Annotated in this window: 18 protein-coding genes and 1 riboswitch; of the genes, 11 read left to right on the forward strand and 7 right to left on the reverse strand. The window is 69.1% G+C overall.

What is annotated here, in order from left to right:
* Window positions 1-41 precede the first annotated feature (41 nt).
* Entirely contained in the window at window positions 42-644 is a 603-nt protein-coding gene (locus ACTWQR_RS11310) for a Uma2 family endonuclease (protein WP_443226836.1), read from the reverse strand.
* A gap of 209 nt (window positions 645-853) precedes the next feature.
* Between ACTWQR_RS11310 and recQ the strand changes: the two genes are divergently transcribed.
* Window positions 854-2968 carry a DNA helicase RecQ gene (recQ, locus tag ACTWQR_RS11315; RefSeq protein WP_443226837.1) on the forward strand — a complete coding sequence of 705 codons (2115 nt, stop codon included), beginning with the start codon at window positions 854-856 and terminating at the stop codon, window positions 2966-2968.
* A 135-nt stretch (window positions 2969-3103) separates the two neighbouring features.
* On the opposite strand, the gene fahA is transcribed toward recQ, so the two are convergent.
* Window positions 3104-4318, reverse strand: coding sequence for a fumarylacetoacetase (fahA, locus tag ACTWQR_RS11320; RefSeq protein ID WP_443226838.1), 1215 nt, complete (start codon window positions 4316-4318; stop codon window positions 3104-3106).
* Window positions 4319-4951: 633 nt separating this feature from the next.
* On the opposite strand from fahA, the gene ACTWQR_RS11325 reads away from it, so the two are divergent.
* A complete protein-coding gene (locus ACTWQR_RS11325; RefSeq protein ID WP_443226839.1) occupies window positions 4952-5824 on the forward strand; it encodes an HAD family hydrolase in 873 nt (290 codons plus the stop codon).
* On the opposite strand, the gene ACTWQR_RS11330 is transcribed toward ACTWQR_RS11325, so the two are convergent.
* Window positions 5818-6582: a transglycosylase SLT domain-containing protein gene (locus tag ACTWQR_RS11330; RefSeq protein WP_443226840.1), complete on the reverse strand. Its 765-nt coding sequence runs from the start codon at window positions 6580-6582 to the stop codon at window positions 5818-5820. The genes ACTWQR_RS11325 and ACTWQR_RS11330 overlap by 7 nt on opposite strands.
* Before the next feature lie 2 nt (window positions 6583-6584).
* Window positions 6585-6742, reverse strand: a riboswitch (cyclic di-AMP (ydaO/yuaA leader).
* A gap of 882 nt (window positions 6743-7624) precedes the next feature.
* Here ACTWQR_RS11330 and ACTWQR_RS11335 point away from each other — a divergent pair.
* From ACTWQR_RS11335 to ACTWQR_RS11355, 5 genes are all read left to right on the forward strand, one after another.
* Window positions 7625-8635, forward strand: a complete 1011-nt coding sequence (locus ACTWQR_RS11335; protein ID WP_443226841.1) for a polyprenyl synthetase family protein — start codon at window positions 7625-7627, stop codon at window positions 8633-8635.
* Between the two features lie 216 nt (window positions 8636-8851).
* Window positions 8852-9883 carry a CHRD domain-containing protein gene (locus ACTWQR_RS11340; protein ID WP_443226842.1) on the forward strand — a complete coding sequence of 344 codons (1032 nt, stop codon included), beginning with the start codon at window positions 8852-8854 and terminating at the stop codon, window positions 9881-9883.
* A gap of 310 nt (window positions 9884-10193) precedes the next feature.
* Window positions 10194-11414: a LolA family protein gene (locus ACTWQR_RS11345; RefSeq protein WP_443226843.1), complete on the forward strand. Its 1221-nt coding sequence runs from the start codon at window positions 10194-10196 to the stop codon at window positions 11412-11414.
* Between the two features lie 153 nt (window positions 11415-11567).
* Window positions 11568-12557, forward strand: a complete 990-nt coding sequence (locus ACTWQR_RS11350; protein WP_443226867.1) for an ABC transporter ATP-binding protein — start codon at window positions 11568-11570, stop codon at window positions 12555-12557.
* Window positions 12544-13455, forward strand: coding sequence for an ABC transporter permease (locus ACTWQR_RS11355; RefSeq protein WP_443226844.1), 912 nt, complete (start codon window positions 12544-12546; stop codon window positions 13453-13455). The genes ACTWQR_RS11350 and ACTWQR_RS11355 overlap by 14 nt, the downstream gene beginning before the upstream one ends.
* A gap of 129 nt (window positions 13456-13584) precedes the next feature.
* On the opposite strand, the gene ACTWQR_RS11360 is transcribed toward ACTWQR_RS11355, so the two are convergent.
* The 3 genes from ACTWQR_RS11360 to ACTWQR_RS11370 all read right to left on the reverse strand — a co-directional run bounded on the left by ACTWQR_RS11360 (window position 13585) and on the right by ACTWQR_RS11370 (window position 16051).
* Complete coding sequence (locus ACTWQR_RS11360; RefSeq protein ID WP_443226845.1) at window positions 13585-14166, reverse strand: flavodoxin family protein; 582 nt, start codon at window positions 14164-14166, stop codon at window positions 13585-13587.
* A 252-nt stretch (window positions 14167-14418) separates the two neighbouring features.
* Complete coding sequence (locus ACTWQR_RS11365) at window positions 14419-15360, reverse strand: M28 family metallopeptidase (protein ID WP_443226846.1); 942 nt, start codon at window positions 15358-15360, stop codon at window positions 14419-14421.
* Window positions 15361-15580: 220 nt separating this feature from the next.
* Window positions 15581-16051, reverse strand: a complete 471-nt coding sequence (locus ACTWQR_RS11370; protein ID WP_443226847.1) for a VOC family protein — start codon at window positions 16049-16051, stop codon at window positions 15581-15583.
* Here ACTWQR_RS11370 and ACTWQR_RS11375 point away from each other — a divergent pair.
* Entirely contained in the window at window positions 16050-16691 is a 642-nt protein-coding gene (locus ACTWQR_RS11375) for a CGNR zinc finger domain-containing protein (protein ID WP_443226848.1), read from the forward strand. The genes ACTWQR_RS11370 and ACTWQR_RS11375 overlap by 2 nt on opposite strands.
* The gene (locus ACTWQR_RS11380) at window positions 16691-17083 is read left to right on the forward strand and encodes an SRPBCC family protein (RefSeq protein WP_443226849.1); all 393 of its coding nucleotides are present in this window, start codon (window positions 16691-16693) and stop codon (window positions 17081-17083) included. The genes ACTWQR_RS11375 and ACTWQR_RS11380 overlap by 1 nt, the downstream gene beginning before the upstream one ends.
* A gap of 139 nt (window positions 17084-17222) precedes the next feature.
* Here the strand turns inward: ACTWQR_RS11380 and ACTWQR_RS11385 are convergent, their stop codons facing one another.
* A complete protein-coding gene (locus tag ACTWQR_RS11385; protein ID WP_443226850.1) occupies window positions 17223-17699 on the reverse strand; it encodes a winged helix-turn-helix transcriptional regulator in 477 nt (158 codons plus the stop codon).
* A gap of 100 nt (window positions 17700-17799) precedes the next feature.
* Between ACTWQR_RS11385 and ACTWQR_RS11390 the strand changes: the two genes are divergently transcribed.
* Both ACTWQR_RS11390 and ACTWQR_RS11395 read left to right on the forward strand, forming a co-directional pair.
* Window positions 17800-19341 carry an MFS transporter gene (locus ACTWQR_RS11390; protein WP_443226851.1) on the forward strand — a complete coding sequence of 514 codons (1542 nt, stop codon included), beginning with the start codon at window positions 17800-17802 and terminating at the stop codon, window positions 19339-19341.
* Between the two features lie 20 nt (window positions 19342-19361).
* Entirely contained in the window at window positions 19362-20597 is a 1236-nt protein-coding gene (locus ACTWQR_RS11395; protein ID WP_443226852.1) for a 4-hydroxybenzoate 3-monooxygenase, read from the forward strand.
* The last annotated feature ends 19 nt before the right edge of the window (window positions 20598-20616 follow it).

The following is a 20616-nucleotide window of genomic DNA, read 5'->3' on the forward strand; positions in this document are numbered from 1 at the left end:
ACAGGGAAGCCCGGGCCATTGCTTGTCCGCGCGGCGCCGGGCTACTGGCCTTCTTCGCGGCGTGCCCTGATGCCCGTGAGGTCCAGGTCCACCGGGAAGGGGACGGACACCTTCATCCGCTCACGGAAGATGCCCACGCTGGTATAGGTGCCGGTGGTGGGCTCCAGCTCGAAGGCGTGGACCGCGGCGAGGCCCTTCTCGTTCTCGACCCGCCAGTAGTGGGGGATCTTCGCCCGCGCGTACTTCAGCGGCTTGGTCTCACGGTCCCGGGCCACGGAGTCCGGCGAGACGACCTCGATGGCCAGCACGACCGCTGCCGCCGGGAACCGGGTCTGCTCCGAGTCCTCCACCACGTCCCCTTGCACCACGACCACGTCCGGCTCAGGCCTGTTCTGCCGGTCGATGTCGATGGTGAACTCGCGGATGACCTCCAGGTCTGGCGGGGCCACGGACTGGAGCTGCCATTCGAAGAAGCTCACAGCGCGTGAGTGAAAGAGGGTCTGCGGACTCACGAAGACCAGGCTCCCGTCGATCAGTTCCGTATGCGGAGGCAGGTTCGGAAGCCGGTCCAGGTCGTCGGCGGTCCAGCCGCCCTCCGGCGGGATCGGCCAGCTGGGCGTGGAGGCCTTCGGTGCGACGCTCATCAGTGCTCCCATGGGACGGAGTCTCGCCGGTCCATTCAGACTATCGGCCGGAAACGTGCAGGTCTCCCGCGTACGTGTGAACGAGTGTCGTGCCTTGGCGCGGTTTCCCGCCCGGGGACTGCGGCCGATCGTGGCCGACTTCGGAGGCCGTGCGGCTCAGCCTGTGGATAACTCTGAGGCTGTCGGTGCGGACCCCTATCGTGGACGCAGTGGTCGAGGCACGACGTACGGGGGACAGGGCAATGAGCGGGTTGGGCGGGACAGGCGGGACGGGTGTGATGACCGAAGTGGACAGGGTCGCAGGGCTTGCCGAGCAGGCTGTGGGGCCGGGCGAGGGGGGCGGGCCCGCAGGGTTCGCGGACAGCGAGGCCCTGGCCACGCTGCACCGGGTCTTCGGATACGAGGCCTTCCGTGGCGAACAGGGAGCCGTCATCGAGCATGTGGTGGCCGGCGGAGACGCCGTCGTCCTCATGCCGACCGGCGCGGGCAAGTCGCTCTGCTACCAGATCCCGGCGATGGTCAGACCCGGTACGGGCGTGGTGGTCTCACCTCTCATCGCGCTGATGCAGGACCAGGTGGACGCGCTGCGAGCGCTCGGAGTGCGCGCCGGCTTCATGAACTCCACGCAGGACTTCGACGAGCGCCGCGTGGTCGAGGCCGAGTTCCTTGCCGGCGAGCTCGACCTGATCTATCTCGCGCCGGAGCGGCTGCGCCTGGAGTCAACCCTCGACCTGCTCTCGCGCGGCAAGATCTCCGTCTTCGCCATCGACGAGGCGCACTGCGTGTCCCAGTGGGGCCACGACTTCCGCCCCGACTATCTGGCGCTCTCCCTGCTGGGCCAGCGCTGGCCCGACGTACCGCGGATCGCGCTGACCGCGACGGCCACGCACGCCACGCATCAGGAGATCACCCAGCGCCTGGGCATGCCGGACGCCCGCCACTTCGTGGCGAGCTTCGACCGGCCCAACATCCAGTACCGGATCGTGCCGAAGGCAGACCCCAAGAAGCAGTTGCTGTCCTTCCTCAAGGAGGAGCACGCGGGCGACGCGGGCATCGTCTACTGCCTCTCGCGCAACTCGGTAGAGAAGACAGCCGAGTTCCTCTCCCGCAACGGCATCGCGGCGGTGCCGTACCACGCGGGCCTGGACGCGGGCACGCGCGCCGCCCACCAGTCACGGTTCCTGCGCGAGGACGGCCTGGTCGTGTGCGCGACCATCGCCTTCGGGATGGGCATCGACAAGCCGGACGTACGGTTCGTCGCCCACCTCGATCTGCCGAAGTCCGTCGAAGGCTACTACCAGGAGACGGGCCGAGCGGGCCGTGACGGACTGCCGTCCACGGCATGGATGGCCTACGGCCTGAACGACGTCATACAGCAGCGCAAGATGATCCAGTCGAGCGAGGGCGACGAGGCGTTCCGGCGCCGGGCGGCGGCGCATCTCGAGGCGATGCTCGCGCTCTGCGAGACCGTTCGGTGCCGACGCGGTCAGCTGCTGGCCTACTTCGGCCAGGACGCCGAAACCGCGGCTTGTGGGAACTGTGACACGTGTCTTGTCCCGCCCGAGACATGGGACGGCACGGTAGCGGCACAGAAGGTGCTGTCCACGGTGGTGCGGCTGCAGCGTGAGCGCGGGCAGAAGTTCGGGGCGGTCCAGATCGTCGACATCCTGCTCGGACGCAGGAGCGCCAAGGTCATACAGTTCGACCACGACCAGCTGTCCGTGTTCGGTATCGGCGAGGAGCTGACCGAGGGCGAATGGCGCGGTGTCGTACGGCAGTTGCTGGCTCAGGGGCTCCTCGCGGTCGAGGGCGAGTACGGGACGCTGGTGCTGACCGAGGAGAGCGGGACGGTGCTGCGGCGAGAGCGGGAGGTGCCGCTGCGCAAGGAGCCGCCGAAGCCGGTGGCCTCTCGTTCCTCCTCCGGTTCCGGCCGGGGCGAGCGCAAGGCCAAGGCCGCCGCGGCCGAGCTTCCCCCGGAGCTCCTGCCCGCCTTCGAGGCCCTGCGCGCCTGGCGTGCGGGACAGGCCAAGGAGCAGGGCGTCCCGGCGTACGTCATCTTCCACGACGCCACACTGCGGGAGATCGCCACGGCGTGGCCCACGTCGGTGGCGGAGCTGGGCGGCATCAGCGGAGTCGGCGAGAAGAAACTCGTGACCTACGGAGAGGGCGTGATCGGGGTGCTTGCGGCCCTGGAGCGGCCTTCCGGGGGAGTGGCGGAGGTCCACAGCGACGACGGGTCGGTCCCGGCTCCCCGGAATGACAACGAGTCAGCACTGGACTGGTCCGAGATGGATGCGGAGCCGGAGCCGGACGACTGGATATAGGCGGCCGCGGCTGACGCAAGAGGGGGGCGGCGGTTCGGATTGAGCATGGACGACCTGGAGTTCGACCAGCGGCCACACGCTTGGCGCGAGCTGTGGGCCGCGCCCCGCGGGCCACGTGGGCGGGGGCCTGAGAGGTCAGGATCCCGCGGCGATTCGCCCCGTCACCTCGCCCAGACCCACCCTCGTCCCGTCGGGCCCCGGTGCCCAGGCCGTCAACGTCACGACATCGCCGTCCTCCAGGAAGGTCCGCTTGCCGTCGGGGAGTTCGAGGACGTCCCGGCCGTTCCAGGTCAGTTCGAGGAGGGAGCCGCGTTCGCGTTCCGAGGCACCGCTCACCGTTCCCGAGCCGTAAAGATCGCCCGTGCGCAGTGACGCCCCGTTCACCGTCATGTGGGCCAGCTGCTGGGCGGCCGTCCAGTACATGGTGGAGAAGGGGGGCTCGGAGACGACGTGGCCGTTGACGGCGACAGAGATGCGCAGGTCGTAGCCGCCGGGGTCCTCCGAGGAGTCGTCCAGGTAGGGGAGGAGGGGGTGGGTGCGCGACGGCGGAGCGATCCGGGCGTCGTCCAGGGCGTCAAGGGGTGTGATCCACGCCGACACCGATGTGGCGAAGGACTTGCCGAGGAAGGGGCCGAGGGGGACGTACTCCCACGCCTGGAGGTCGCGCGCGGACCAGTCGTTGAGGAGGCAGAGGCCGAAGACATGGTCGCGGAAGTCGCTCAGCGGTACGGGCATGCCCATCGCGGAGGGCGCACCGACCACGAAACCGACCTCCGCCTCGATGTCCAGCCGGACGGACGGGCCGAAGATCGGCGCCGGGTCCGTCGGGGCCTTGCGCTGGCCTGAGGGGCGTACGACCTCGGTCCCGGAGACCACGACGGTGCCCGACCGGCCGTGGTAACCGATGGGCAGATGTTTCCAGTTGGGGGTGAGGGAATCGGCGGCGTCGGGACGGAAGATCTGGCCGACATTACGGGCGTGGTTCTCGGAGGCGTAGAAGTCGACGTAGTCCGCGACGTCGAAGGGGAGGTGGAGCGTCACTTCGGAAAGCGGGTGCAGCAGGGGCGCGACGGTTTCGCGGTGGGCCGGCACCGTCACCCAGGCGGTGAGCGCGCGCCGCACGTCCGACCACGTCCTACGGCCTGCCGCGAGCAACGGGTTCAGTGAGGGGCGGGCGAGGAGGGCGGCGTACGGGGAGCCGAGTTCCACGGCTGCGGCACCCGCGTCCAGAACGTGGCCCCCCAGCCGGACGCCGACGCTCCGCCGGTCGGAATCGCCCAGGGAGAACACGCCGTACGGAAGATTGTGCGGGCCGAAGAGATCGCCCTCGGGGACATCGAAGGGGGGCATGGGGTGCTGCCTCGCTTTCCGGGTGGGTGAGGCACACGTTACGGGACCGACACACGCTCGCCGCGGTCTCAAGGCATCTTGCGGTGCGCGTTCGTCTGGCCGACGGCAGGACGGAGAGACTGGAGCGGCCCGTCGAGGGGCTGTTGCGCATCGGTGCCGGATCGGCCTCTCCGCCGCCGTGCTGATCCCGACCGACGAAAAGGTCGTGGTGCTGATCGCCGAGCGTCAGGTGGAACTCGCGGGAAGATTGCTGTTCCCGAGGGAGGATGCTGGGCTTCCGCGCCGCTTCGCCAGGAAGCAGGGCCCGCGCGAACTCAGCGTGGAGCAGGGCATACCCAGCCGGGCGGCCGCCTTCTCGGAGTCGTGCGGCCGATCGGTCGATCGGTCGATCGGTCGATCGGCCGACCGCACGACCGCACGACCGCACGACCGCACGACCGATCGACCAACTGGCGGACCGTCGGACCGTCGGTCTGGCAGGTGTGGACAGGCGGGGTTTCAACTCAGGGGTGTGCGGCTGAGATGGGGGCGGTGTGGGCTGGGTTCGTGCGGTGGCCAGGGCAGTTGACGAGATACCGGACGTCGTCCGGTTCCCGTCGGGTCGATGCGCCGTTCGGTCCGTATTCTCTGATCATGGCCGCACCGACTGAATATGCACTTATCGCCACTGACCTGGACGGAACGCTGCTGCGCGGCGACGACACCCTTTCCGATCGGTCACGAGCCGCGTTGGCGATGGCGGTCGAGGCGGGCGCCCGGCACCTCGTGGTGACGGGGCGCCCGGCGCCGCGCGTACGGCCGTTGCTGGACGAACTGGGTGGCCAGGGACTGGCGGTGTGCGCGCAGGGGGCGCAGTTGTACGACGCCGGGACCGACCGGATGGTGTGGTCGGTCACCCTGGACCGGGAGTTGGCCGAGACGGCGCTCGGGAAGATCGAGGCGGAGGTCGGGGAGGTGTACGCGGCCGTGGACCAGGACGGGGTCGACGGCCTGACTCTGATCGAGCCGGGTTACGAGATGCCGCACCCGACGCTCCCGGCGGTACGCGTCATCCGGCGCGACGACCTCTGGGCGGACGCCATCAGCAAGGTGCTGCTGCGCCACCCGCTGCTGTCCGACGACGAGTTGGCGTCCGCGGCGCGCGGAGCGGTCGGTTCCCTCGCCACCGTCACAATGTCCGGCCCCGGCACCGTCGAACTCCAGCCATGCGGCGTGACCAAGGCGACGGGGCTCGCCCTGGCCGCCGAACACCTTGGTCTCACCCGCTTCGCCACGATCGCCTTCGGGGACATGCCCAATGACATTCCGATGTTCAGGTGGGCGGCCCACGGCGTCGCGATGGCCAACGCCCACCCCGAACTCAAGGCGGTGGCCCAAGAGGAGACGCTGTCGAACGAGGAGGACGGGGTCGCGGTAGTGCTGGAGAAGCTGTTCTCCCGCCCGCGGCCCCGTCCGCAGCACCGTAAGCAGCCTCTCCCACAGGCTGCTTACGGGCCTGCTCAGTAAGGCCCGTTGACGTTGTCGATCGAGCCGTACCTCGCGGCGGCGTAGTTGCAGGCTGCCGTGATGTTCGCGACCGGGTCGAAGGCGTCCAGTGCTGTACCGGGCACGTGGTAGGTGCTGAAGGTCGGAGCGATGACCTGCAGGAGGCCCTTGGACGGCGTCCCGGCCGCGGCGTTGGAGTCCCAGTTGTTGATGGCCAGCGGGTTTCCGGACGACTCGCGCATGACGTTGCGGTAGATGCCGTCGTAGCTGCCCGGGATGCCGTTCTGGGCCATGACGTCCAGTGACTCCTTGATCCAGCCGTCGAGGTCGTTCGTGTACGTCTTCGCGGAGGCGGGGGTGACAGTGGACGCCGCGGACTTGGTGGTCTGCGTGGTGGCCGTGGTCGGCTTCGTCTTATTTGCTGACTTTTGGGATTTTTTCGTGCCGACCGTCAGAGTGAGGCCCGGGTGAATCATCGACGGGTTGTCGCCGATGACCGCGCGGTTGGCCTGGTACAGCGTCTTCCAGCTCCCGCTCGTGGCGTGCTTTCGCGCGATCTTGGACAGGGTGTCGCCCGCGGCCACCTTGTACGTAACGAGCTCGACCTGCGGGACTGCGGCTTGCGCGACCTGTGCGGTCTGCGCCGGCTGTGCGGCGGCGTGCGCGCCGGTCGCCCCCACGATCGGAAGCGCGAGCGCGGCTCCGCCCGTTCCGGCGGCGACGACGCCGCGGGTGAGGGAGCGGGCTTTCGGGCGGCGGTGTTTACCTCGTGCGGCCATGGTGATTTCCTCTCCGGCGCCTGCGAGGTGAGCTGTCGGGTTCGGGCGGGAGATGCCCGGCCGCACGCTGAGTGCGACTTCACCCCGAGCCGTTCCGGCATCCGGATCGGCGACTTACCTGGGTCCCCCGCTCCTGCCGTGGCGTGGGTGATGGGTGGGTTCCGGGCGGCGGCAGGATTCGGCGGTCCGTCCGGATCGACGAGAACGTATGCGAGAGCACATGGAGGGAACAAGGCCTGAATCGGCGATGCGATGTGTCTGACCTCGTATTGGGGAGGGGGAAATCGCCCGATTACTCCGGAACACAATATTCAACTTGCTTTATGCAAAGGGGAAGTGGTCGAGTGCGGCGTATCGCCCGCTCCGTCCGCACGTGACTCATTTCACGTGAACAAGTGCCAACAAAGCGGCAATGGGGGCAACTCGGGCATAACGTTCCGGGAGTCAAGGCGGCCGAGTTCCCGTACGTGTGGCCCATGGGATCGGGATGCGGGGGTGAACCCCCGCTCTCGCCAACCGGGTTGGTGCCGCGGGCGACGCCCCGTGGTCCAGAGTCCGTTGGTCGATGCCTCGTGGTCGCGGGGCGGCTGGACGGTCACCCTGCGCGAGTGGCCTGCCCACCGGATACTGCCCGGCCCCGAGGCGTGGCCGGTCGCGCGGAAGTGGATCCGTGCGCCGGGGGTCGGCGAGTGCGACACGAGCGCGAGCCGAGTGTCGGCGTTGTCGCCGCCGTCCGCGAGGCGGCGCACTCGGCGGCCGGCCCTCGGCATCCGGATTGGATCGGTTTCGATCACTTCAAGAGGTAAAAACATCACTTCATGAAATGTCTACGTCTTTCGGGTGGTATCAGAAGATCAAGAACATACCTTCCGTGATCCGATACTGCCCGGCTGGGACCGGTGGGCGCTCACCGTGATCGAAAGGCGACCGGATACGCTGACTTGAGTGCCAGCAGCGACACATCGACAAACACTTCCAGCACACAGCGCACCCAGAGCATCCAGAGACCGCCGTTGAGAGCGTCAGCAGACAGGAGACCCTCGTGACCGTCGTCGGGCCGTTCGGGCTGAGCGTGCGGGACCAGGCTCTCGAAGCCGATGTCCAGGCCGGATTGGCGGCTGTCGAGGAGGGCCTGCTCGAGGCCACCAAGAGCGAGGTCCCGTTCATCACGGAGGCCGCGCAGCACCTCGTACGTGCGGGCGGGAAGCGGTTCCGGCCGCTGCTCGTGATGCTCGCCGCGCAGTTCGGCGACCCGTACGCGCCGGGCGTCGTGCCTTCGGCCGTGGTCGTCGAGCTGACCCACCTGGCCACGCTGTACCACGACGACGTGATGGACGAGGCGGACGTACGCCGCGGAGTGCCCAGCGCCAACACGCGGTGGGGCAACTCGGTCGCGGTCCTCACGGGCGACTTCCTCTTCGCGCGTGCCTCGCACATCCTGGCCGACCTCGGGCCCGAGGCCGTACGCATCCAGGCGGAGGCCTTCGAGCGACTGGTCACGGGCCAGATTCTCGAGACGGCCGGGCCGCGCGACGGCCGCGACCCGATCGACCACTACATGGACGTGCTCGGCGGCAAGACCGGCTCGCTGATCGCTGTGGCGGGTCGATTCGGCGCGATGATGTCGGGCGCTGACGAGACGGTCGTCGACGTGCTCACGCAGTACGGCGAGCGGCTCGGCGTCGCCTTCCAGCTCGCGGACGACGTGCTGGACATCGCGAGCGACTCGCATGAGTCGGGCAAGACGCCGGGCACCGACCTGCGCGAGGGCATTCCCACGATGCCCGTGCTGCGGCTGCGCGAGCGCGTGGAGCGGCTCGGTCTCGCCGAGGACATCGCGCTGTCCGAGCTGCTCGACTCGGACCTCACGGACGACGCCCGGCATGCGGAGGCGCTGGCCAGGCTGCGCGCCCATCCAGCGCTGGAGCAGGCCCGCCGCGACACCGTGCGGTACGTGGAGGACGCCCGCGCCACGCTGGTACCGCTCCCGGAGTGCGACGCGAAGGCGGCGCTGGTGGAGCTGTGCGACGCGGTGGTGCACCGGGCGGGCTGACGACCCGCGCATCTCCGTGTTCCGGATCCCTGTGTCCCCAAGATCTCCCGGGAGCCCTGTAGTCCCCGGGACCCTGTAGTACCCAGACCCCGGGCGACCTCATATTGTGATGCAGGTCACACTGCTGGATTGAGCTCAGCCTCGGATTCGTTCCGTATCTCTGCGCGGAAGCCGACGCAGGGGGTGTCGGCGGAATTACGGGGAGAAAACGGAATCATGGGGATGATCGGTACGTTCACGCAGCGTCGTAAGAGCCTGGTCATGACCGGTGTCGCGGTGGCAGCCGCAGCCGGAGTCGCGGCCGCCGTCATCCCGGCGGCCGCCGACAGCGGCGGCAGCAACGACGGCAAGAGCGCGAGCGCGAGCCACACGGGTGAGGGTCACGGGGACCAGTCCATCGAGGTGCAGAGCGGCGGGTCCGCCGAGGGTAGCGGCGGCACCATCCTCGCCGCGAGCCTGAAGGGCGCGAACGAGGTGCCGGTGGCGGGCGGCCCGGCTGTCGGCGACCAGGACGGCGCGGCGCTCGAGTTCGTGAAGGTCGAGGGGGACACGGTGTCCGTCGCGGTCAAGTGGCGTGGCACCGGCAAACCGACCCTGCTCCACATCCACCAGGGCGCCAAGGGCTCCAACGGCGGCGTCAAGGTCGACTTCACCAAGCTGCTGGAGAACGCCAAGGGCCGCACGGTCACCGGCACGGTCAAGGTCCAGGACGCCGCGCTGCTCGGCCAGTTGAAGGCCGACCCGGGCAGCTTCTACGCCAACCTGCACAGCGCCGAGTTCCCGGGCGGAGCCGTCCGCGGCCAACTCCACAAGGTCACCACGAGCTTTGACTTCCGGCATGCGCTGAACAACTTCCAGGCCTCGGTCCTCAAGGGCAAGCAGATCTACGAGTGCAAGAAGGCGGACGACGGCTCCACGGCCTTCGCGCAGCGTGACGTGCGCGCCGTGCTCGGCGGCGGCATCGCGCACTCGTTCGTGAAGCCCAACTCCGGTACACCGCAGTGGATCGCACCCGACCGCAGTGCGGTCACCGGATCCGTGATCTCCAGGACCCCGAACGGCGACAAGAACATCCCCGAACTGGACCTCAGGGCCACGCAGTCCGGCAAACACCGGGGGCTGCTCGCGGGCACCGCGGAGATCCTGCGGCTGAACACCGTGGGTGGGGTGGCTCCGGCCGGGGCTTGCGACGTCGGGTCGATCGTGGGGATTCCGTACCAGGCGGACTACGTGTTCGTGAACCGGTGAGCCACCGGAGTTGACCGGCTTCCAGGATCTTCTGGAAGCTTCGGGGAGCTTCCGGCATCCATCCAGGACCTCTCCAGTACTTTCTCGGACGGCGTCTTCCCCGCGTGACCCCTACGGGTCGGGGGAGGCGCCGTCCGCCCATGTCATACCGCAGCAGTACGTGGAGTTGGCTCCGAGGTCTGACGCTTTCCGGTGGCCGATTTGGTCAGATTGGAAACACCACTTCACAGGAGTTCGGGTGACAATGGCGGCCAGGGGTGGACGAGTGCGAGGACGGTCAGCCGCCGCCGACAACGGAGGTAGGGCACACATGGCACCGTACGAATCCGACGACAACACGAACGAGGACCTGCGCACCGGCCGACGAAAAGCCGCTCGGTACGTCGTCCCGGTCGCGGTGCTGGGGGTGGCGGCGGCGACCATCGGGCTGGTCCCGGCGTTCGCGGGCTCCGGCGACCCCGACCTTCCGGAGGTCACCGCACAGCGACTCATCGAGAAGATCGCCGCATCCGACGTACAGCAGCTGTCCGGCACGGTGAAGATCAGTACGGACCTGGGTCTGCCGAACCTCGGCGGTCTGGAGAGCAGCCTGGGCGGCGGAATGGGCGGGGGTGACGACTCGGGCTCGTCCGCCGACCCGTCGTCGAAGCTGATGGAACTGGCGTCCGGTACGCACACGGTGCGGGTCGCGGCCGACGGCGAGGGCAAGCAGAAGCTGTCGCTGCTCGACAAGGCCTCCGAGTACAGCGTCATCCACAACGGCGACGAGGTGTGGGCGTACGACAGCGCCTCGAACGAGGCGTACCACATGAAGGACGCCTCCGCCGGCTCCGCCGAGAAGGGCGGGAAGGGCGGGAAGGACAAGTCCGAGGACATGCCGGCCACTCCCAAGGAGCTGGCTGACGAGGCGCTGAAGGCGGCCGACGACACGACGTCCGTGACCGTCGACGGCACGGCGCAGGTCGCGGGCCGCGACGCGTACAAGCTCCTGATCAAGCCGAAGGGGTCCGGCTCGACGGTCGGCGCCATCTCGATCGCTGTGGACGCGAAGACCGGTCTGCCGTTGAAGTTCACGCTGACCCCGGCGAGCGGCGGCGCGGCCGTCGTGGACGCGGGCTTCACCAAGGTCGACTTCTCCCAGCCGGCCGCGTCCACCTTCGAGTTCAGCCCGCCGAAGGGAACGAAGGTCACCGAGGGCGACGAGCTGACGGCCCAGGACAAGGGCGAGGCGAGGCCCAAGGGCGGCGAAGACCTCGGCAAGGAGCTCGAGGGGCTGAACGTCATCGGTGAGGGCTGGAGCTCCATAGCCCAGTTCGACACCGGCGGCGAAGGCATGCCGTCGGAGGACTCCGGCGCCGGCGACGCGGGCCGTTTCCTCGACTCGCTGGGCGACCAAGTCACGGGCAAGTTCGGCTCGGGCACGGTCTTCTCGACCCGCCTGGTCAACGCGCTCATCACGGACGACGGCAAGGTGTACGCGGGCGCGGTCACCAAGGACGCACTGGTGAAGGCGGCCAACGCGGCGGAGTAGGTCACCGGGTAGCCCGGGTTCCCAATGGGCAACCCCGTAGTCCCCCGAGGGTAAGACGAATTGAGGTAGTCGATGGCGGAACTGTCCACCGCGGACGGGGACATGGCGAGCGCGGACGGCACGGCGAACACCGGTACCGGTGGAACGGCGAACATGGAGAACGCTGTGGACGCGGGTGGTACCGCGAACGCGGATGCCACCGTGGACGCGGGTGACACCGTGATCGCCACCCGCGCGCTCACCAAGCGCTACCGCGGCGGACAGCTCGCCGTCGACGGCCTCGATCTGACCGTCCCGGCGGGCAGCGTCTTCGGCTTCCTCGGGCCGAACGGCTCGGGCAAGACGACCACCATCAGAATGCTGATGGGGCTCATCGAGCCGACTTCAGGCACGGCGCGCGTGCTGGGGCAGCCCATGCCCCGCGCCACCCGCGCCGTTCTGCCGCACGTGGGCGCGCTCATCGAGGGTCCCGCGTTGTACGGCTTCCTCTCCGGACGCGACAATCTCCTGAGGTACGACTCCGCCGACCCGACAGCCGACCCGCGCACCCGGCGTACGCGCGTCGCGGCGGCGCTCGACCGTGTCGGGCTGACGGCCGCCGGGGGCAAGAAGGCGAAGGCGTACTCGTTGGGGATGAAGCAGCGGCTCGGGCTCGCGGCCGCGCTGTTGCAGCCCCGCCGACTGCTGGTCCTGGACGAGCCCACCAACGGGCTCGATCCGCAGGGGATGCGTGAAATACGTTCGCTCGTAAGGGAGTTGGCGTCGGACGGCACGACCGTGTTCCTCTCCTCGCATCTGCTCGACGAGATCGAGCAGGTGTGCACACACGTCGCGGTTATGGCGCGGGGCCGGCTGATCACCCAGGGCTCGGTGGCCGAACTCGCGGCGGGCGCGCGTGGCCGGCTCGTCGTGACGACGCCGGACCCGGGCGACGCGGCCCGGGTGCTGAAGGAGCAGGGCGTGGCCGACGTCGTGGTCGCCGAGGACCAGGTGACCGGCGAGCCGCCGGACCGCGATCTCGCTGAGGTGAACGCGGCACTGGTGACGGCGGGCGTCCGTGTCCGGGGCTTCGGGCTCGAACGGGCCTCGCTGGAGGACGCGTTCGTGGCGCTCACGGGGGAGGGATTCGATGTCGCGGGCTGAGGCTGAGATCGTGGAGCCGTCGGCCGAGTCCGCGGAGGTCGTCGGCGTACGGACGCCGAGCCCGCTCTGGACCTTCGGCCTGCTGCGTAATGAGCTGGGGACCACGCTTCGGCGGTGGAGGACGATCGCGCTGCTCGGGGTGCTGGCCGGGGTGCCGGTGCTGGTCGGGATCGCCGTGAAGATCGAGACGAGTGACGGATCGTCGGCCGGAGGCGGCGGTGGCCAGGGGCCGGCCTTCATCGCGCAGATCACCAACAACGGGCTGTTCCTGGTGTTCACGGCGCTGGCCGCCACCCTGCCGTTCTTCCTGCCGATGGCGGTCGGTGTCATCGCGGGGGACGCGATAGCGGGCGAGGCCAACGCGGGGACACTGCGCTATCTGCTGGTCGCACCGGCTGGGCGTACGCGACTGCTGATCACCAAGTACGCGACCACGCTTGCGTTCTGCGTCATCGCGACGCTCGTCGTGGCTACGTCTGCGCTCATCGTGGGCGCGTTCCTGTTCCCCTTGGGCGAGTTGACGACGATATCCGGCACGCGGATCAGTTTCGGCGAGGGGCTGGGGCGGGCGTTGTTGATCGCACTGCTCGTCGCCGCGTCACTGATCGGAGTCGCGGCGCTGGGCCTGTTCGTCTCGACGGTGACGAACAGCGGGATCGCGGCGATGGCCACGACCGTCGGCCTGCTCATCACCGTGCAGATTCTCGACCAGATACCTCAACTCCACGCGATCCAGCCGTACTTCTTCTCGCACTACTGGCTGTCCTTCGCCGACCTCATGCGCGATCCCCTGTACTGGGACGACGTGGTCCGCAACCTGGAGCTCCAGGCGCTGTACGCGGCGGTGTTCGGCACGGCGGCGTGGGCGCGGTTCACGAACAAGGACATCACCGCTTAGGCAGCACCGCTTGGGGCAGCACCGCCCGGGCAGCACCGCTTGGGGCAGCACCGCCCGGGCAGCACCCCTTGGGGCAGCACCGCCTGCGGCAGTACGGCCCGGGCAGTGCTGCCTGAGGCTCGGTCGGCTTCAGCTCTCGTAGGGGAAGCGGGCGAGTGGGGGGTCCTGGGCGAAGAAGGTCTTGGCTCGGGCCAGAGCGGCGGAGTCGTTCAGTACGTCACCGGGCTTGCTGCCGTTGCCGAGGAGGACTCCGCCGAAGCGCATCCCCATGTACGCGGCCGTGTGGTTGAGCGTGCCGACGAGAGGTTCGGCGACCTCTTCCTCCTCGTGCGCGAGGGCGGTGACGCCCCACAGGGTGCGCCCGGCCATCGTCTTCTTGAAGTCGACGCCGGGGGTGCGCAGCCAGCCCGACCAGTGGTCGAGGTAGAGCTTGGTGTGCGCGGACACGGAGTACCAGTACAGCGGCGAGGCGATGACGATGTCCGTCGCCGCGAGCGTGGCGTCGAGGAACAGTGCCGGGGTGTCGCCGGACGGCCGGACGTGGTCGCTGTCGTGGCGCAGGTCCTCGAAGTCGGGCATCGGGTGCTCGGCAAGGCTCAGCCAGCGCTGCGTGACATCGGACGGCAACTGTTCCGCTGCCTTGCGGGTCAGCAGCTCGGTGTTGCCGTTGCCGCGGCTGCTGCCCAGGAGGAAGAGGAAGTGGCGGGTCATGACGGCTCCAGGATATGGGGCGTACGACAGCTACGTGCGCCTGCAGTATATGCATGCGCACGTAGTTGGCGGCTACCCCGAGGCAGGGCTCTGCCTGGGTGCCCCGGCGTCATGCGGCCGACTCCCCGTGGTCGACTCTCCGTGCCAGACCGGCGTGGCCTGCGTGGCCTGCCAGACCGGCGAGGCGTAGGCGTGAGAGGTATGCGAGACCCGCGAGTGCGAGGCATGAGCCTTGCGAGGCTGGGAGTGGACCTACTCCGACAACTCCCACACCGCGTACGCCAGCGCGTCGCTGTTCCGGTCCAGTGCCGTGTCGTTGATGTTCGACGTCGTGTCGCACGAAGAGTGGTAGCAGCGGTCGAAGGGCTGGCCCGCCGTGCCGCCCCACTTGGTGGCCTGGGCCGGGGACTTGGTGCTGCTGGCACCGGTGAAGATGCCGCCCACGGGGACGCCCGCGCTCTTGAAGGGGGCGTGGTCGGAGCGGCCGTCGCCCTCGGTCTCGATCTCGGTGGCGACGCCGAGGCCGGTGTAGAAGTCCTTGAAGGTCTTCTCGATGGCCGGGTCGTCGTCGTAGACGAAGTAGCCGGGGTTGGGCGACCCGATCATGTCGACGTTCAGATAACCGCTGATCTTCGCGCGGTTGGCGGTGGAGAGGCTGTTGACGTAGTAGCGCGAGCCGACCAGGCCGAGCTCCTCCGCTCCCCACCACGCGAACCGCAGGTGCTTGGTGGGCTGGTACTGCGTACGCGACACGGCGAGCGCGGCCTCCAGTACGGCCGCCGATCCGGAGCCGTTGTCGTTGATGCCGGCCCCTGACGTGACGCTGTCGAGGTGCGAGCCCGCCATGACGACCTGGTCGGTGTTGCCGCCCGGCCAGTCGGCGATCAGGTTGTAGCCGGTACGGCCGGAGGAGGTGAACTGCTGGATGGACGTGGTGAATCCGGCGGCGTCCAGCTTCGCCTTCACGTAGTCGAGGGACGCCTTGTAGCCGGTGCGGCCGTGCGCCCGGTTGCCGCCGTTGGCGGTGGCGATGGACTGCAGCTCGGTGAGATGCGCCTTGACGTTGGCCACGGGTATGTCGGGCGCGGCGGCCACGCGTACGGGCGCCGCGTCGGCTATCGCGCTTGTGGTGAACAGCGCGGTGACCGCTATGACCGCGGCACCCGTGGCGCGTCCGGGAACGGAGAGCTTCATGTGGGGGGCTCCGAATTCCTTGCGGGAATGGGTGCCTGATGGTGAAGCCGTGGCTGACGTTCCGTCAAGAGCGCAATCCGGTCAAGGATGTTCGTATAGCGGATCCCGGGAGTTCACGCGAGCCGGATGCTGGCGGCGCTGTGGGGGCGCTCCGGGTTGCTGGTGGCTCATTGCTGATCGCTGATGGCGGGTTGCAGGGTTGCGGGTTGCGGGTTGCTGGTTAGTGCACGCAGAACTCGTTTCCCTCCGGATCCGCCATCACCACCCACTCGCCCCCGTGCTCCTTCACCTCCCGCAACACCACCGCTCCCAGCTCGGCCAGCCGTGCGACCTCCGCCTCCCGCTGCCCGTCCGCTGTGTGCAGGTCGATGTGCAGCCGGTTCTTCACGGTCTTCGGCTCCGGCACGCGCTGGAAGAGCAGCCGCCGACCGAGCCCGGTCTCGCTCTCTTCCTCGTACGGATCATCGGGGTGCCGTACGGCCGCCAGATCCCGCCAGGCGCGGTGCCCGTGCGACTCGACGGTGATCTCGGGCGGTACGGCGCCGAAGCCGAGCAGGCGCTCGATCAGGGCGCTGTGGTCCTCGACGAGGTAATGGAGAGCGGCGGCCCAGAAGTCGGCCTGGGCGTGTGGGTCGGCGGAGTCGATGACGAGCTTCCAGTGCAGGGGCTGGGGCTGGGGTGTGAGCGTCATGGTAACCACTTATAATGGTTACGTGAGCGAGCGTGCAACGAAGACGCCCGGACTGACCCTCGTGTCGTACGGCGGCAAGGCCTTCCGCTTCGATCCCGGGGCGCTCTGCATGGAGCTGGTGACCACGGGTGGGCCGGGGGAGTTCGCGCGGTACGAGGTGTTGCACGAGCCCGCGGATCTGGTGCGCTGGGTGGAGCGGAGCCGCTTGGCCGACGGGCTTGAACTCACTGTCACGGAAGAGGAGTTGGCGGAGGTGCGAGCCCTCCGCGACGCGATCTTCCTCCTCGCTGCCGACCGTGCCCACGGCCGGCCGCTCCAGGCCCGCCACCGCGCTGTCGTCAACGCCGCCGCTGCCGAGGCTCCCCTGACCGCCCGCATCGAGGCGGACGGCACGCGTGCGTGGGCGCCGGGGGCCACCGGGGCGCGGCTGCTGGCCACGGTCGCCCGTGACGCGGTCGAGCTGTTCACCGGTCCGTACGCCCATCGCATCCGCGAGTGCGGGTCTCACAACTGCACCCTGCTCTTCGTCGACACCTCGCGTCCCGGGCGTCGTCGTTGGTGTGCCATGGAGCACTGCGGAAACCTTCACAAAGTGCGGGCGCATCGTGCCCGCGTGGCCGAAGCCGAAGGAGACGTCTGATGCCTACCGGACTCACCCAGGACGCGGGCTGGAACATCGGTGTGTCCCGCACCCTTCCTCAACCCCCGGAAGCCGTTTGGGAGTTCATCGCGAGCCCCGAGGGTGTTGCCCTCTGGCTCGGGGAGGGTGCGGTTCTGCCGCGGGCTCCCAAGAAGGGCGACACCTACGAAACGAAGACGGGCGTAGGGGGCGAGGTTCGCGGCTATCACCCCGGTACCCGCATCCGTGTCACCTACGGTCGTACGACGGTCCAGGTCACCGTCTCATCCGCACCGCACGGGCGGACGGTCATCAACTTCCATCAGGAGCGTATGTCGAGTGCGGAGGAGCGGGAGGTTCAGCGGGGGCACTGGGCGGCGGTGATGGACGAGGCGGAGGGGCGGTTGGGTTGAGGCCGATGGGGTTTCGCCCCCGCCGCCCCCGGGCTGAAGATGCCGGCCCCGGGTCGCGAAAATTCCACCTCTCCGGCGTTGAAGATTCGGAGCACAGGAGGCAGACCCCTCACGAACCCTCATAAATCCTCAACAAACCTCACGAACTTTTAGGAACCCCCGCACTCTCCCGCTCCCGCTCCCGCTCCCTCTCCCGCTCGTCATAATCCGACCGAGCCGCCGCGATCTCCCCCTGGTGCGCCTCCGTCCACGTCACCAGCGACCGGATCGTGGCATGCAACGTCCCTCCGAGCGGAGTGAGCTCGTACTCGACCCGGGGCGGCACCACGGGATGGACGGTCCGCTCGACCAGCCCGTCCCGCTCCAACTGCCGCAAGGTAACCGTCAGCATGCGCTGGCTGACGCCGTCGATCTCCCGTCGGAGCTCGGTGAAGCGCAGCCGCCGGTTGTCGAGGAGTGCGATCACGAGCAGCGACCACTTGTCGGCGACCCGATCGAGGATCTGCCGGACCTGGCAGTCCTCCCGGGTGTCCCACTGGAAGGGATCCGGATCGCCGTAGTCCGCGCCCACGGTGCCCGCGCAGTTACTCGGTGACTTCAAAGTGCCTTCTTCCATACCTGTCGATGCTGCCGCAGGCTGGCATCGGTTACAAGAGGGAACCGACCCTCACTTGGGTAACCACCCCTGTCCGGGGACCCCTACCTGAGGAGTTGCGATGGGCACCCGTGCCTGGGCCCTACTGCTCGTTCTCTGCGGAACGATCTTCCTGGAGGGCATCGACGTCGCCATGCTGGCCGTGGCGATCCCCTCGATCAGATCGGATCTCGGCCTGCCCACGGACACGGCGGCGTGGGTGATGAGCTCGTACGTACTCGGCTACGCGGGCTTCACCCTGCTGGGAGGCCGCGCGGCCGATCTCCTGGGCCGCCGCCGCATGTTCCTCACCTGGCTGACGGTCTTCCTCGCCTTCTCGGGGCTGGGCGGCTTCGCCACGGAGGGCTGGATGCTGATCGTCGCGCGGTTCGTCACCGGTGTCTCGGCCGCGTTCATGACTCCGGCCGCGCTGTCCCTCATCACGACGTCGTACGCGGAGGGCGAGCAGCGCAACAAGGCCCTGCTGGTCTTCGCGGGCACAGCGGCCGGCGGCTTCTCCCTCGGCCTGGTCATCGGCGGCCTGCTGACCGAACTGGGCTGGCGTTGGGTCTTCTTCGCCCCCGTACTGCTGGCGGGAGCCCTGCTCGCAGCGGCGGTACGGCTGATCCCGGCGCCGCCGGGCGAGACGGGCGACCCCCAGCCCGGTACCGCGGCGCCGGAAACACCCGGCCGCCCCCAGCCCCGTACCGACACCGTCGCCTCCGCGAAGCGGCGCCGCCTCACCGAAGGCTTCGACGTCCTCGGCGCCATCACCGCCGCAGGCGCCATGCTGCTCGCCGCGTACGCCGTCATCCGCCTCGAACACGGCCTGGACGGCTGGCGGTTGACGGCGGGCGTGGCAGCGGCGGCCGCCCTCCTGGTTGCCGCATTCGTCATCGTCGAGCGCCGTGCCCCCGACCCGCTGGTCCGCCTCGGTATCTTCCGCATGGGCTCCGTCGTACGCGCCGACCTCGGCGCTCTCCTCTTCGTGGGCGCCTTCTTCGGGTTCCAGTTCGTCCTCACGCTCTACCTCCAGGAACTGCGCGGCTGGTCCTCCCTGCAGACGGCGATCGCCCTGGTGGTGATGGGCTGCGACGCCGTCCTCGCCCCCACGCTCACGCCCCGCCTGGTCACGCGCTTCGGCCATGCCCGGGTGATCCTCGGCGGCTTCGTCCTGGCGGTCGTCGCGTACGGCATGTTCCTGCCGGTCGGCATGGACTGGTCGTACGCCGCGATGTTCCCGACCCTGATCATCGCGGGCACCGCCTTCGCGCTGGCCTACGGGCCGCTCACGATCGCGGCGACGGAGGGTGTGGCGGAGTCCGAACAGGGGCTGGCGGGCGGCCTGTTGAACACGTTCACCCAGTTCGGCTCGGCGATCGGCATCTCGGCGGTGACGGCGGTGTACGGCCTGGCCTCCACGGGCTCCGACGACCCGGAGTCCACCCTGTCCGCATTCCGTGCGGCACTGATCGTCCCGGTGGTGATGGTGACGCTGGGGGCCCTGCTCTCGTCCTTCGGCCTCCGAGGACGAGCGGGAGGGGGAGGGCGCGAGCGGGAGCGAGGACGCATGAGGCCGACGGCGGGGACCGCCGCCAATACCGCTCAGCAGACCGTGAGTTGAGGGTTCGCCATACTGTTCGCATGACCGCTGACGCCGCCGCTGCCGACTCCGCCGGCTCCGCCTCCTCCCTCCACCGCAGCCGGGTCGTCATCGTGGGCGCCGGCCCGTCCGGACTCACCCTCGCCAACATCCTGCGGGCCGCCTCGGTGGACTGCGTGGTGCTGGAGACGGAGAGCAGGGAGTTCATCGAGCAGCGGCCGCGCGCGGGCTTCCTGGAGGAGTGGGCGGTCCGAGCCCTGGAGCGGCGGGGCCTCGCGGACCGGCTGCTGGAGAACACCGAGGTGCACACCGAGTGCGAGTTCCGGCTCGCGGGGGAGCGCCACAGGTTCCCGTACGCGGACGTGTCGGGACACCGGCACTTCGTCTACCCGCAGCCGCTGCTGGTGACGGACCTGGTGCGCGAGTACGCGGACGTGCGGGGCGGCGCCATCCGCTTCGGCGTCCGCGACGTCCAGCCGGCCGGGATCGACACGGACCAGCCCTCGGTCGCGTACACGGACCCGGAGACCGGTGAACGGATCCGCCTCGACTGCGACTTCGTCGCGGGCTGTGACGGCGCACGCGGTGTGACCCGTACCTGCCTGCCGCCGGAGCGGACCACCGTCGCCCGGCACGACTACGGCATCGGCTGGCTGGCGCTGCTCGCCGAGGCGCCGCCCTCCTCCGACTGCGTCGTCTTCGGCATCCATCCACGCGGGTTCGCCGGCCACATGGCCCGCAGCCCACAGGTCACCCGCTACTACCTCGAGTGCCCGCCCGGCGACGACCCGGAGAACTGGTCCCACGAGCGCGTGTGGGCCGAACTCCACGAACGGCTCGCGGCGGACGGGGCCCGCCCGCTCAACGAGGGCCGGCTGATCGAGAAGCGCGTCCTGGACATGCACAACTATGTGGTGGCGCCGATGGCGTACGGGCGGCTCTTGCTCGCGGGCGACTCGGCGCACCTCCTCGCGCCGATCGCCGCGAAGGGCATGAACCTCGCGATCCACGACGCCCTGCTGCTCGCCGACGCGTTCGTCGCGTACTACGGCAAGGACGACGACAGCGGGCTGCGCGGCTACTCGGCGGCCTGTCTGCGGCGCGTGTGGCAGTACCAGGAGTTCTCGCAGTGGCTCTCCGACGTGTTCCACGGCGCCTCGTCGGGCGATCCGTTCCTGGCGGGCATCACGGCGGCCCGGCTGCGACGGACCCTCGTCTCGCCGGCCGCGGCGATCGGCTTCGCCGAGCTGTACCTGGGCAAGGACACGGATTACTGACGTCGCTGACTACTGACGC

The organism is Streptomyces sp. 2A115, from assembly GCF_052245575.1.
Taxonomy (GTDB): Bacteria; Actinomycetota; Actinomycetes; order Streptomycetales; family Streptomycetaceae; genus Streptomyces.

What these genes read in the sequence shown, in the direction of transcription:
- ACTWQR_RS11395 (WP_443226852.1), top strand. Translation starts at nt 19,362, where the DNA reads ATGACCGCTGACGCCGCCGCTGCCGACTCCGCCGGCTCCGCCTCCTCC.
- ACTWQR_RS11365 (WP_443226846.1), bottom strand. Translation starts at nt 15,360, where the DNA reads ATGAAGCTCTCCGTTCCCGGACGCGCCACGGGTGCCGCGGTCATAGCG.
- ACTWQR_RS11385 (WP_443226850.1), bottom strand. Translation starts at nt 17,699, where the DNA reads ATGGAAGAAGGCACTTTGAAGTCACCGAGTAACTGCGCGGGCACCGTG.
- ACTWQR_RS11345 (WP_443226843.1), top strand. Translation starts at nt 10,194, where the DNA reads ATGGCACCGTACGAATCCGACGACAACACGAACGAGGACCTGCGCACC.
- ACTWQR_RS11360 (WP_443226845.1), bottom strand. Translation starts at nt 14,166, where the DNA reads ATGACCCGCCACTTCCTCTTCCTCCTGGGCAGCAGCCGCGGCAACGGC.
- ACTWQR_RS11370 (WP_443226847.1), bottom strand. Translation starts at nt 16,051, where the DNA reads ATGACGCTCACACCCCAGCCCCAGCCCCTGCACTGGAAGCTCGTCATC.
- ACTWQR_RS11340 (WP_443226842.1), top strand. Translation starts at nt 8,852, where the DNA reads ATGGGGATGATCGGTACGTTCACGCAGCGTCGTAAGAGCCTGGTCATG.
- fahA (WP_443226838.1), bottom strand. Translation starts at nt 4,318, where the DNA reads ATGCCCCCCTTCGATGTCCCCGAGGGCGATCTCTTCGGCCCGCACAAT.
- ACTWQR_RS11355 (WP_443226844.1), top strand. Translation starts at nt 12,544, where the DNA reads ATGTCGCGGGCTGAGGCTGAGATCGTGGAGCCGTCGGCCGAGTCCGCG.
- ACTWQR_RS11325 (WP_443226839.1), top strand. Translation starts at nt 4,952, where the DNA reads ATGGCCGCACCGACTGAATATGCACTTATCGCCACTGACCTGGACGGA.
- ACTWQR_RS11330 (WP_443226840.1), bottom strand. Translation starts at nt 6,582, where the DNA reads ATGGCCGCACGAGGTAAACACCGCCGCCCGAAAGCCCGCTCCCTCACC.
- ACTWQR_RS11350 (WP_443226867.1), top strand. Translation starts at nt 11,568, where the DNA reads ATGGAGAACGCTGTGGACGCGGGTGGTACCGCGAACGCGGATGCCACC.
- ACTWQR_RS11375 (WP_443226848.1), top strand. Translation starts at nt 16,050, where the DNA reads ATGGTAACCACTTATAATGGTTACGTGAGCGAGCGTGCAACGAAGACG.
- ACTWQR_RS11310 (WP_443226836.1), bottom strand. Translation starts at nt 644, where the DNA reads ATGAGCGTCGCACCGAAGGCCTCCACGCCCAGCTGGCCGATCCCGCCG.
- ACTWQR_RS11390 (WP_443226851.1), top strand. Translation starts at nt 17,800, where the DNA reads ATGGGCACCCGTGCCTGGGCCCTACTGCTCGTTCTCTGCGGAACGATC.
- ACTWQR_RS11380 (WP_443226849.1), top strand. Translation starts at nt 16,691, where the DNA reads ATGCCTACCGGACTCACCCAGGACGCGGGCTGGAACATCGGTGTGTCC.